General features: G+C 44.6%; 14 protein-coding genes and 1 pseudogene. 10 read left to right on the forward strand and 5 right to left on the reverse strand.

The features are described 5' to 3' along the window. Window positions 1-158 precede the first annotated feature (158 nt). Window positions 159-2,324 (reverse strand): amidase, encoded by a 2,166-nt coding sequence (locus ACL9RM_RS15660; protein WP_250268417.1) that lies wholly within the window; start codon window positions 2,322-2,324, stop codon window positions 159-161. A gap of 293 nt (window positions 2,325-2,617) precedes the next feature. On the opposite strand from ACL9RM_RS15660, the gene ACL9RM_RS15665 reads away from it, so the two are divergent. The 3 genes from ACL9RM_RS15665 to ACL9RM_RS15675 all read left to right on the forward strand — a co-directional run bounded on the left by ACL9RM_RS15665 (window position 2,618) and on the right by ACL9RM_RS15675 (window position 3,361). Next, the gene (locus ACL9RM_RS15665; protein ID WP_250268415.1) at window positions 2,618-2,755 is read left to right on the forward strand and encodes a hypothetical protein; all 138 of its coding nucleotides are present in this window, start codon (window positions 2,618-2,620) and stop codon (window positions 2,753-2,755) included. 62 nt (window positions 2,756-2,817) lie between these two features. Next, a complete protein-coding gene (locus ACL9RM_RS15670; protein WP_414126402.1) occupies window positions 2,818-2,994 on the forward strand; it encodes a monooxygenase family protein in 177 nt (58 codons plus the stop codon). A gap of 130 nt (window positions 2,995-3,124) precedes the next feature. Further along, complete coding sequence (locus ACL9RM_RS15675; protein WP_422759378.1) at window positions 3,125-3,361, forward strand: hypothetical protein; 237 nt, start codon at window positions 3,125-3,127, stop codon at window positions 3,359-3,361. Between the two features lie 18 nt (window positions 3,362-3,379). Here ACL9RM_RS15675 and ACL9RM_RS15680 read toward each other — a convergent pair whose 3' ends face one another. The 3 genes from ACL9RM_RS15680 to ACL9RM_RS15690 are packed head-to-tail and all read right to left on the reverse strand — an operon-like array spanning window position 3,380 to window position 4,827. Continuing rightward, window positions 3,380-3,625 (reverse strand): hypothetical protein, encoded by a 246-nt coding sequence (locus ACL9RM_RS15680; protein ID WP_422759379.1) that lies wholly within the window; start codon window positions 3,623-3,625, stop codon window positions 3,380-3,382. Window positions 3,626-3,648: 23 nt separating this feature from the next. After that, window positions 3,649-4,647, reverse strand: a complete 999-nt coding sequence (locus ACL9RM_RS15685; protein WP_250268410.1) for a class I SAM-dependent methyltransferase — start codon at window positions 4,645-4,647, stop codon at window positions 3,649-3,651. Window positions 4,648-4,689: 42 nt separating this feature from the next. Further along, the gene (locus ACL9RM_RS15690; RefSeq protein WP_250261288.1) at window positions 4,690-4,827 is read right to left on the reverse strand and encodes a hypothetical protein; all 138 of its coding nucleotides are present in this window, start codon (window positions 4,825-4,827) and stop codon (window positions 4,690-4,692) included. Between the two features lie 309 nt (window positions 4,828-5,136). On the opposite strand from ACL9RM_RS15690, the gene ACL9RM_RS15695 reads away from it, so the two are divergent. The 6 genes and pseudogenes from ACL9RM_RS15695 to ACL9RM_RS15720 all read left to right on the forward strand — a co-directional run bounded on the left by ACL9RM_RS15695 (window position 5,137) and on the right by ACL9RM_RS15720 (window position 9,298). Continuing rightward, window positions 5,137-5,304 (forward strand): hypothetical protein, encoded by a 168-nt coding sequence (locus ACL9RM_RS15695; RefSeq protein WP_172828241.1) that lies wholly within the window; start codon window positions 5,137-5,139, stop codon window positions 5,302-5,304. A 10-nt stretch (window positions 5,305-5,314) separates the two neighbouring features. Further along, a complete protein-coding gene (locus tag ACL9RM_RS15700) occupies window positions 5,315-5,779 on the forward strand; it encodes an IS110 family transposase (protein ID WP_250261289.1) in 465 nt (154 codons plus the stop codon). 563 nt (window positions 5,780-6,342) lie between these two features. After that, window positions 6,343-7,205: pseudogene (locus tag ACL9RM_RS15705) on the forward strand (glycoside hydrolase family 32 protein); the annotation flags it as partial. Between the two features lie 93 nt (window positions 7,206-7,298). Then, on the forward strand, window positions 7,299-7,763 hold the full coding sequence (locus ACL9RM_RS15710; protein WP_414126403.1) for a GH32 C-terminal domain-containing protein: 465 nt from the start codon (window positions 7,299-7,301) through the stop codon (window positions 7,761-7,763). Window positions 7,764-7,985: 222 nt separating this feature from the next. Next, window positions 7,986-9,029, forward strand: coding sequence for a hypothetical protein (locus tag ACL9RM_RS15715; RefSeq protein WP_250268408.1), 1,044 nt, complete (start codon window positions 7,986-7,988; stop codon window positions 9,027-9,029). Between the two features lie 2 nt (window positions 9,030-9,031). After that, window positions 9,032-9,298, forward strand: a complete 267-nt coding sequence (locus ACL9RM_RS15720; RefSeq protein ID WP_238807812.1) for an acyl carrier protein — start codon at window positions 9,032-9,034, stop codon at window positions 9,296-9,298. Here the strand turns inward: ACL9RM_RS15720 and ACL9RM_RS15725 are convergent. Further along, window positions 9,273-10,118, reverse strand: a complete 846-nt coding sequence (locus ACL9RM_RS15725) for a PIG-L deacetylase family protein (RefSeq protein WP_235309782.1) — start codon at window positions 10,116-10,118, stop codon at window positions 9,273-9,275. The two genes, ACL9RM_RS15720 and ACL9RM_RS15725, sit on opposite strands and share 26 nt — an antisense overlap. 113 nt (window positions 10,119-10,231) lie before the next feature. Between ACL9RM_RS15725 and ACL9RM_RS15730 the strand changes: the two genes are divergently transcribed. Beyond that, a complete protein-coding gene (locus ACL9RM_RS15730) occupies window positions 10,232-10,480 on the forward strand; it encodes an acyl carrier protein (protein ID WP_061828348.1) in 249 nt (82 codons plus the stop codon).

A 10,480-nucleotide genomic window follows, 5' to 3' on the forward strand; every position in this document is an offset into this window, starting at 1 on the left:
CCTTCAAATACCAATTAAATGGAAGCGGGATTGCAACAGCAATAGGAATTAGGATATTACACTCTATCCCGTCGCTCAGGCTAGCTGCAGCGATAGCTTTTCTAATGATAATCTTACGGTCAGGGAACCCACAATTATAGTCAGTTCTATGATGTCCTTTATCGTTGGGGTAAATTGACAGACTTGACTTGAGCAGAGGTATTTCCGTAAATATCCTTGGCCAGCACGAGAATATGCAGCGTATCAGCTTGGGAGGCACCATCCTGTTTGTATTTAGTAGTTGGAAGCGTTGCTGACCAATTGGCTTTATCTTCTGTAATAACGACACGAATGCCATTGACATAAACTTTAAGCTGCGCGATATCACTTTGATCTGTGACTGAACCTTCCAAAGCGAGAACATCATCCGTGATCGAAGCATTCAACTTAAGTATAGGGGTTCCTATTTCCTTGCGTTTAAAGGGTGGGAGAGTGGTTTGCGGGTTATAGGAAAAGGTTTCATCCTCAAGCGCTGGCGTACGTGCTGCAATAGGACGGTTTTTGGTCGCCTGCTCATAGGAATAAGCGTAACGAAGCAGGTCATTATCGCTGTATGCGGCACCTGCCATCGTTAGATTAACGGGCATACCGGTATCCTTCATAGCGCCCATACTCACAGACACACTTGGGATCCCGTACTCGCGTAGAATGAAATTCGTATTGGAGAAATAGTTGCCATTCTCCCAAGCCTCCTCATAGGACGTTTCATTCACATCGGAGTCAGCTTTGCCGATATTCGAATTTGCCGGGAATGCAATAAAATCAAGGTTGTTTTGCTTCATCCAATCTTCAAAATCAATCTTTCGTACATTTTCAAGCCCCCTCAGACCTTCCTGAAACTGAGGAATTTGTTCGTAAGGGGTGACGCCTTTCTTTATGGTTTCAATGAATACGTCATAGTGGCCAAGGTCTCTGCCACGTTTGGCATCTACCGAACCGGGCGGATTCGGGAAGACGGTTGCAGGGTCGATATTTGCCCATGACGGGAAATTTGGATCGCCCACACTTTTAAGGAATTCCTCAGCTGCATAAGGATTAAGCAACCCGAATTCCTTTTCAGCCCACTTTGCCGGCATCAAACCACGCTCTTCAGGTGTTTTCGCTGTTGGCCGGTCCTTCTCGCTATTCGCCTGCAAGGGGAAGTCAACTTCCACAACCTCAGCTCCAAGAGCAGTTAAATCCTTTACAGCTTTTTCCCATAATGCCTGTATCGAAGGTCTGAATTTGATCGGAGTTGTGGTTTCATGGTCCTTACCGATATAAATTTTCGGAACGCCAATGCGTTTGCCTTTCAAAGCTTGAATGTCTCGCAGCTCTAAATAGGATTTGGGACGGACACTGTTGACAGAAGGGAGCCGAACGGCTTTCTGCTCTCGCCAGAAATCGCCCTTGGTGATCTTATCTTCTACAACGATCACGTCAAGCAAGCGGAGCATGTCCTCGACAGTCCTCGTATGTGGGACAACGACATCACGTATAGGGAAGAGCGGCCAATTCCCCCGAATGGAGATTAGGCCCCGCGATGGGGTGTAGGCAATTAAACCATTGTTAGATGCTGGTGATCTTCCAGAGGATACCGTTTCTTCCCCCATACCGAAGGCAGCGAGGTTGGCGGCTGTTGATACGCCAGATCCGTTAGAGGAGCCAGAGTACCAGGCTGCAGCCAAATAATCTGGGTTGTACGGACTTTCAGCACGGCCATAAACGCCTCTTTGCATCCCCCCTGCTGCCATTGGCGGCATATTGGTTTTACCAATGAGCACCCCACCGGATTTGCGTATCTTTTCTACTGTAAAGGCATCGTCCTTTGCCATCAGGTTTTTGAAAGCTGGAGATCCAGAAGCGACAGTGAGTCTCTTAACCTTGTAGCTGTCTTTAACCGTGTAGGGGATGCCCTGCAGAGGACCAGTCTTAATACCTTGTGCCCTTAGTTGATCAGCTTGCGCAGCTTCTTTTAGTACGTCGGGGTTCAGAATAGGGATGGAATTCAGTCGAATGCCACTAGAATCATAGGCATATACCCGGTTAAGGTACAGAGCAGTGAGCTCGACACTTGACAGTGCCCCTGACTTCATCGCTTCCTGCATTTGAGCAATCGTAGCCTCTTGCAATTGAAATGTAACTAGGGAAGAAGCGGGTTCACTAGTTTTACTAGGGGATGAGGGTGAGGGAGCGGCGGATGCAAGCGGGCATCCCGTGAAAGTTAAAATCATACCAACTGTGATCCATTTGCAATAGTTACCGATTACATTCCTTGTATTCGCTTTTAGCGTTCGTGCGCACATAGCATTTTCACTCCTTAAATTAGGTAGGATCAGGAATTTAAAAAGAGGGGGATGAGAAAGGCCCTTTTACAGTATAAATGTTTCTAATTATATTACTTTTTTTCATATAAAATGTCAATTTTTGTAATGCGAAACACAAGGAAATTCGCTACTTTTAATGTGAAATCTAGTAATTCATGATTCAGATTGTTGCATCATCGCTGAAGACAAAAATCAATCTCCTCCGAAAAAGAATTTTATATTTCGTTTAATCCCAGAGGAAGAGATGTTGAAAATTACAGACATTGGATTTCATGTGGACCAACGTACAGGCTTTAGATCCTGCGGGTCACCTCAACAAAGAAGGCCTGACGAAGAACGAAGTCTATCACATTGCCAGCAACATCAAGTTTATTGAACAGAGAACCATGTTGGGTGAAAAGGAGAAGTGAAGTGAGGAATTCAGAAGGGAAGATATAAGGCCGAGATCGATGGGGAGTCTATCGTATTTATTATTGGCATGAGAGTAAATCGTCTGTGGGCGATAAATAAGTGGTTACCTGTTTCCAAAGCAATGGGGCCGATTAGAGAACTATACATGGACAAAGATCTGGGGTTTCTCGGGATTGGCTGGCGAGGTGAACCAGTACAACAGCAGCACTTGATGTCCGCCCACCATCATCTGAAGTAGGATCAGTTCATGCATATGTTATCAAGGACCAAAAAGGAAGTCTATCAAGCGCTGAAGAGGTTTTGGCCAAAAGCACACCGTGCAATAAAAGACATGCGCCCTATCTGCGGAGAAGTAGGCCCCGTAAATATTGTCTAGACAAAACAGCGGTTCTCCGATATTGGAGAACCGCTGTTTAAAAATTGTAGCCGGCTGCGGATCGACCGTCGGATTATACAAAAATGAGGGCTATGATATTAATACAATGCTAAGTATCAACATAAATAAAGGAATTCCACTGTCGGATAACGCTACCGAATTTGCCATGTCAGCTACCGTTGGGATTAGCGACAATTGTAATTTCATTTTGCAAGATAGCTCTTCTTAAGGCAGTTTCTTATCCGGTCTATAAATAAAACAGGGCGAACGAGTCTGGAACTGTAATCTTGAAAATAAATCGAGTCTTCCTTGTGTTGTCGCTTGCCAGCTCTTTAACCGCCTCCTTCTGCACCTTATGCTCCATCGTTTCTAACGCGTCACTTTCCACAAGCAGACATGGAATCGAGCCAGCGGTCATGAGGTAGCTTTCGCCCATGACGTACAGTCGAATGAGAACTCCCTCTTCACAAGCGTTTGCTTGCACTGCGGACACGCCCAGTTAACGTCTGTTAATGGTCAAGCATTACTCACCGCTGCTCCTCCTTCAACCATGGCTAGGCTCTCCTTCGGTGCCGGAGGCATCTTCACCAAATGGATAATTTTGAATACTCTTCTACCTGCGACCATATCGGTATGATTTTGCGTGCCGGGTGCCTCCAGCCATTCCCATACTCGATCTTCCCCTTCTAAGGAGCCTTCAAGCGCATGCAGGCGGGTATCCAGAGCATCGTCTCCCGATTGTAATACATTGCCTGTAATATCCCGGATCAACGAGGTGTGAAAGCCTAGTCTTTGCCACTGCTCTTCATAGCGCGGCACGTCGGAAGCGCTCATAATATCCGCATACAAAAATGTCCCACCTGGCTTTAATACACGGTAGGTCTCCGTAAAGAACAGCTCAATATGAGGGTACAAATGCGAGGACTCGATGTTCAGCACAATGTCGCAGCTTTCCGTTTTAACAGGCAGCTGCTCCGCGTCGCCAATACAATAGTAAGCCTGCTCATATCGGTTATTCCTTTGGCAAAATTGAATATTGGACGGTGTCAGATCAATGCCGACCACGCTGCCGGTCCCATAGTTTTTGCATAGCTCGCTCACGTTGCCTCCCCGTCCACAACCGATTTCCAGGATATCCTTGCCTGAAACATCCAGGCCGCCAATAATTTCGCGAAGCAGCTGGATACTGCTGTGGTTAATACCTTGAGGGCCGCCCGGTAGTTCGTTATCGGATGCATAACCCCAGTTAATAAAGGTGGAAAATCTGGACAGTCTTTTCTCCTCAAGCGACCGGTTAATAGAGTCAAACATGCCGATGATCGCTTCCTTTTGCGCCGCGCCTTCGGCAAGCTTCTCCGCTACAGGACGGTCAATTACCATACTTGCGAGGCCCTCTTCCCAGGCGTATTCGAGGCCACAGGTCTCGCAGATCAAACAGTTGTCCGCCTCATAAAGATCACTCTTGCATTCAGTGCATACCAGGGTAATACCGGACAAAGGCCAAGTCGTTTTCATATCTACATCTCCTCATCGTTTTAGCCGCTTGCGCTGCTATAATTATTTATCGCCTTTCTCCAAATCAAACGGACATTTACCAGAAGAAGGATCGGGACGAGCACCGCCCCATAGCATAAGCCCTTCATCCAGCCTGTTCATAAAGAAAAGTGGACCAAAATTCGTAATAATTTTCTGCATTCATAATCTTTACTCCCCATTTGTTGCTTTTTCTGATGCGCGATATTTTATCCTTACTTACCTGGCGCTAGGATGAACACTTTACCACGATCAATCCCCCCCTTTAAAATTTAGAATTAATTTCAAGAATATGAATTAAATATACAACTTTTATGCATATGTTTCCAGTTATTTTACAATAGTGATGAATAATCTCTGCCAACGTGTCGAGGGACAAGAACATTGCACCATTTAAAGTCACTATTATATCGGCTTTTCGTATTATTAGGACAGCCAGAAAGAATTTTTCTGGTTTGCCTATTTTAATGGGTGTTTTACGATGGTGGTAGCCCGGAGAACGAGGGCGGCTTAGGGACAAAGAACCTGTACAAAATCCATCCAACGACCATGTTTGAGCTGGTTGAGGGCTATGACCTCGTATCACAAGCTAAGCTATGGGTTTGGAAACCAGGTGGGAATGCCGGTAAATCGAATTAGGGAGGTTTTTATGCAACCCGTTGTTGGAATTGATGTGGCGAAAGGATGTAGTGTTATTCAGGCCTTCAAAAAGCGTAACGAACCATATGGAAGGATGGAGACCCTCCAGCATGGTGAAGAAGGTTTCGAGCGGCTAGGGGAAGTGCCTAGCAAACTGAAAGAGGCAAGTGGTGTGGAGCCTGTCGTTGTCTTCGAGGCAACCGAACATTACCATCGAGGTTTGGCAGGATATCTGAAACGTAGCGGATGGATTCACTACATCATCAATCCTTTGCAAGCGAAACGATCCAAAGGCACACAACTTCGAAAAGTGAAAACCGATGCAGCAGATGCTTGGCATATTGCCGAGATGTATTACCGTGGGGATGTTAAAGCGCATCGCGAGTGGGAAGAGTCCTACAGTGAGCTTCAGCACTTGACCAGGCAGCATGAGTTTGTGACCGCTATGTACGTGCAGGCGAAGCTAAACAGCTAGAATTATTGAAAAATAAAAAAAGTCCACTCCTAAGTCATGAACTGTGACCCGTAAGATGGACACTTTGAAAAAAGTACCCTCTTACGGGTCTTTTGCGTTTTAATCAGATTATAAAAGTTTGTGGGGATGTAGATTATGAAGAAAATCGGACGGGTTTTTACGGAGAAAGAGATCAAGGTACTGGAGTCGAATCCATCCATTTGGGTATTCAATGGTTTACATTTTATTTACTGAATAATTAAATGCGATAAGGAGAACTCAAATAAAAACGGCCGTTTTCAGATGAAACACTACCAAAATGTGCATATGTAAACTAAAAAGTTTATTTTAATTTAAAAAATAATGCGAATGTAAGAAAAAGTTTGACATTTGTACACATGTGGTTTATTTTGTTAAATATGGGCATGTTGTTTTGAGTGCTCTTGTAGTTTTTCTTGGTTGCTTCTATAGAAAGGTGGACGTAATATGTCCCGAACGAGTTGAATCAATTCTAATATGGATCTTATTTAAACCCAAAGGAGCGTGAGCAACATTAACAAAATGCACTTAAAGGTGAGTACCATCTGTTCTACCAACATACCCCACATGATACACAGCCTGACTTCGGCAGCATGCATTGGGGGCATGCGGTAAGTGAGGATTTGGTGCATTGGGAGGAACTTCCACCAGCCATCCCGCCGGGGGAAGACGGAGCGATCTTTTCGGGAAGTGCAGTGGTTGATAAGAACAACACAAGCGGTTTCTTCAGCGAAGAAGGATCAGGATTAGTTGCAATTTATACGAATGAGGGCAACGTGGCTAAGCCCGGCAAACCACAGGTGCAGAGCATCGCTTACAGCAGGGATAAAGGTCGAACTTGGATAAAATATGAAGGTAACCCTGTTTTGTTCCCAACGAAAACGCTAGACTTTCGTGATCCGAAGGTGTTTTGGTATAAAGAATCGTCAATGTGGGTATGGTTCTTGCCGTAAGAGACCGCGTCGACTTTTACACGTCTTCGGATCTGAAGGAATGGTCTTTTGCAAGCGATTTCGGTTCCGATATTCCGGGTATCCATCGAGGGATATTTGAATGTCCTGAGGTATTTAAAATCCAAGTGGATGAGGATCCCAATATCACTAAGTGGGTTCTGATGCTAAGTGTCGGGGATAGAAATGGTGTGAATCCAAACGATTCAGAACCACCAGCAGGCGGTTCTGGCATGATGTATTTTATAGGCAACTTTGACGGTAAGGTATTTACAAGGGATGAAACGTTGGAATCATTCGATACGATCAAATGGATAGATTACGGGTCTGACTTTTACGCGGCCGTGACATGGGATGGTATTCCGAAAGAAGACGGACGAAAGATCTGGGTCGGCTGGATGAACAACTGGCGTTATGCCTCTACCCTTCCTTCAAAGGAATGGCGTGGCCACATGTCAATCCCCCGAGAGTTTCAGCTTAAGGCATATCCGGAAGGAATTCGCTTAATCCAAGTACCTATAAGAGAGTTAAGTCAACTCAGAAGACCGATTATGTCTCTGCAAGACTTAACGATTAAGCCAGGTAGCAACGTCTTATCTGATATTTCTACTGCAAAGGCCGAAATTATTGCGGAATTTGAAATCGGTACTGCCGTGGAATTCGGGTTCAAGGTGCGTTCCTCTTCTACTCAGGAGACAACCACCGGATATGATGTCTTGAATGAGGAGCTGTTTGTCGATAGGACGAAGTCAAACGCAATTGATTTCCATCCTGATTTTGCTGCAAAGCACCAAGCCCCCATGAAGCCAGAGCATGAACGGATAACCTTGAGCATTTACGTTGATTGGTCTAGTGTTGAGGTCTTCGGCAATAAAGGAAAAACAATCGTTTCAGACATGATTTTCCCGGACTTGGAAAGTAGAGGACTAGAACTCTATGCCCTTGGCGGAGAACTAAAGGTCGTGTCGCTTCAAATCAATGATCTGGTAAGCATCTGGGAAAATGAGACGGTTTAGACTTTAGCAATGGCTTGATTCGACGAAATGGTTACAGTCCGGTTTTGGGCACCCGGATCTGAACTTGGTGCCCCAAACTAATTAACGAAGCAATCACTCCTTAAAACGAATAAGGACTACAGCGTTGCGGTGGTCCAGGAAGTTTGACTCTATCTGTGCTGTCAGTCTGTAGTTCTTAGCTAATTGACACTAAATCAAATTCTCTCCCAAGGGGGTGTCTAATTGCGATCCAAGATATTACCGATGCAGTATCCGGCAATCACCTCGTGGCAGTGGCAGGCAAATACGTTTGCCGTCCTAGCCAATTACCCGCAAGCAAAGCCGTGGATAATGACACATTTCATTCCTCTCCAGCTCACCTTAAATGAGGGAAGTTCCTATGTGGACTTCTACCGTACTCCTACCTTTGAATTTTGTCCTTGGCTGCTTCGCCAACATTTAAGTCGTCAGTTGGTTCGAAATTTCAACAAGGATATATGTACTTTTCTGATGGATTGTATAGACATGAATAATTATATTTATTTGCTTCTTGATCAAGCGCAGTTTTTGGATATTGAATCTTTCTTTTCACATGACTCATTTATTTTTGGTTATGACGAGGAGAGGGACATATTTCATATCGCCGATTTTACATTCGCGGGGGGGAAGTACTCATTTAACGAAATCACATTTGAGCAAATGAGACGTGCCTACGAGGGAATCGATGATGATGGAGATTGGTTGTATGCGTGGAAGGGTGGTCTCTCTCTGTTACAATTCAACGAGCGAGCAGCTTATGACTTTAATCTAAACTATGTTATTGAGCACCTTAAGGACTATTTAAATGGAGAAAATCCCGCCGACAAATACAGAGAGTTGGGTTATATAACAAATCCATGTGTATGGGGAATTCGTGTTTATGACGAGCTGATTTTGGATATAACCCGCATACGCAGTGGACAAATTGAGGAAGATAATCGCTCGTTTCAAATGATCTATGATCACAAGATCTTGATGTTGGAACGAATTGACTTCATGAATCAAATTGGTGTTCTAGGGGAAAGTAATCAGCTCAAGGTTCGCTATCAGACGATTGCCGACGATGCTCTATTAGCGCGAAATTTGATTATCAAATATTCACTGACGAAAAACGAAGATAACCTCAAAAAAGTGGAAGTGTTAATTAGGCGTATTCAAGCCTGTGAGCGCGAGGCTATCGAACTTATGATCTACAACTTGAGCCTTGTGTCAAACATAACTCCAATGGGCGTAGAGGAGGAGGTCTAACGTTGAGAAAACAACCCTGTTTGGAACGCATCCAAAACCTTATTCATCAAAAGATTCCGGACTACGATAAACAACGTATAAACGCTAATGCGTTACTTGAAGAGATATGGATCCAAATGAATTCTATGCAGATGATTACATTCGTCGTGGAGCTCGAAACCGAATTCGGTCTAGAGCTCCCGGACGAACTGGTAGGTAACATGGCAGGCAGTCATCTAACCCTTGGCGACTTGGCTGATCTTATTAAAAGTTACCAGGAACGCTTATAGCAAGCGGTACTTGATCATGCACACTCACAACATGCAGTCTGAAGCAATATGAGTTTGGATCAGGCTGATGCTCTGGCGGACGGCACGAATGCGCATGTTGAATCACTTGTCTAAGCATCTCCCATCGGGAGTGCCATAATAGACGGATCTGGGAGCGGTATTCCAGGATGGCCGCAGTCTTCTGTTTCAAACTGCACTTGGGAAGTGAAATGTAGACTGGATGTAGATTCCGAGCTAGGTCAATTTCCCATTTTATATCTTGACCATAGTTTAAATACGGTAGATCTTCGTAGTAAATCAAACGGGCAGAGACTTCCAGATCACTAATACTTCGTACAGCCTGTTCGGCCGCAACCCGCACGATACCGTGATCCACATGTCTTCCGATTGCAAGCGGAATATAAATATGATCGTAGTCTGTAAGACAGAGTCGTGTCAAAAGAACTTTTGTTGCCTCAGAAATCACGTCCAGCTCGGTCTCGTAGTCACTACGGAACAGATCGTCCAGCTTTTCATATGAGGGGGCACCGCTGCGATCTTTACGATAGATACATTCCTGCATGTTCAGATGAATCGTGTCCACATCGAGAAGATCACATGCACTAATGTCCTCTTCTCGCCGTACCTTCATCACGTCGGAGCTTAGTCCGAACTTTTTGTGCAGGATGCGAGCAAGTAGGGATAGATCTGTGCCAGTACCAGTGAAAACAGTTGCTATGGTCACATGATAGCCAGCACGAACAAGCAAATCGATATAATCGCCGCAAGAAATAATAGCATCGTCCAGATGGGCGGAGACAAACAGACAGTGGTGATTCAAGGCTTCAAACCCTCCCTTTAACAGTGATAAGTAATATATTGCTATTATACCTTTTATTTATTTTTTTGGAATTAAATAAAAAATCGAAACTACAAGTTGAAAGGATGACGTTTATGTTTGAAACATTAAAAAATATCATTGCAACTGTGCTTGAGGATGACTCGCTTCGTGAAACTCTCACAATGGAGAGCGACCTGATTAACGACGTCGAGTTAGATTCCCTACAGATGATAACGTTTATTCTCGGAGTTGAAGATGCTTTTGGGGTGGAGATCGTTTACGAGGACCTGGACTTGGCTTGTCTGCGCTCAATCGGTGCCTTCATGGCATTCCTAAAAGGCATGAATCAAGAGGTCGGGTAG

Source organism: Paenibacillus sp. S29, assembly GCF_049319765.1.
Lineage (GTDB): Bacteria > Bacillota > Bacilli > Paenibacillales > Paenibacillaceae > Paenibacillus > Paenibacillus polymyxa_B.